This window comes from Pedobacter sp. 01T416_2, from assembly GCF_056398925.1.
The window spans coordinates 1-1,028 of the sequence record NZ_JBFTQI010001224.1; the positions used below are offsets into that span (position 1 = coordinate 1).

General features: G+C 37.3%; 2 protein-coding genes. One reads left to right on the top strand and one right to left on the bottom strand.

Annotation, left to right across the window (positions count from 1 at the left end; genetic code table 11):
- A partial coding sequence (locus AC1DPQ_RS28705; RefSeq protein WP_477611707.1) for a lysylphosphatidylglycerol synthase domain-containing protein occupies positions 1-861 on the bottom strand: 861 nt, incomplete at its 3' end.
- A 41-nt stretch (positions 862-902) separates the two neighbouring features.
- Between AC1DPQ_RS28705 and AC1DPQ_RS28710 the strand changes: the two genes are divergently transcribed.
- The coding region (locus AC1DPQ_RS28710) for a crossover junction endodeoxyribonuclease RuvC (protein ID WP_477611708.1) at positions 903-1,028 on the top strand (126 nt) is incomplete at its 3' end.

Below are 1,028 nucleotides of genomic sequence, written 5' to 3' on the forward strand. Positions count from 1 at the left end.
ATGTTGATCAGTTACGTGTTTAAATAATTCAACAGCAGTAACACTCCTGATACCCACATCAAAAAGATCAAGTGACGGTAATGCCGATTGTACCAAAAATAGCAAACAGGTCATCATGATGATATCTGCATAATGCAAACCTGGCACCAACCATACAAACAAGATGAAGTATTGCGAGCTAAACACCAAATAGCGAACAAAACAATAGATTATGATTTTGAATAGTTCCCTTTTTCGGTACCTCGCTAAAATGCTGTAAAATTTCTTGTATTTCCTGGTAAATTTAAATGAAAGCAAAATGCCATTTAACCATCGGATGTTAAAGTAGAAGATCAGGAAAAACAGGCAGAAAAATACCGCGAGAAATACCATGGCGATAAAAAGTACACGGTCGATAGGAATAAAACGATAAACAAAAAAACAGGCTGCAATGGCTCCAAAGACATTCGTTAATACCAGTTGACCAATGCTGCCCACACTCATGGCCACTATGCCCACAATCCTTCTTTTAGGTGACAGGAAAAATACCCTTCCTCCATACTCTCCTAGCCTGTTGGGTGTAAAAATGGCCAGTGTTAATCCGCAAAATACCGATTCGATAGCGCGATAAAAACTGATAGGTTCGATGTGGCTCATGAGGTATTTCCATTTTCCCGCCTCCAAAAACCAATTCACAAACATCAATAACACCACGATACCAATTACCGTAATAATTTCTGTTTGAGGGATATTTTTTAATAATGTACTGAAATCGTGCAGATTTTTATTCGCAACGAGCTTATGGTAAATAAACCAAAAAGCAAATATTACGATTGCAGCTTTGATGAAGATTGATAATATTTTTTTGTTCTTGCCTGTCAAGATTATCTTTTTAGTTTGCAAATATGCTTAATATTGCTGTAATGTTGAACGAAAAAAAGGAGCGGGTTATTATGGGCATTGATCCAGGCACAGCGGTGATGGGTTATGGCGTAATTTTAGAGAAGGGAAATAAAACAGAACTGATCAGTTTAGGGGTGGTAAAGATG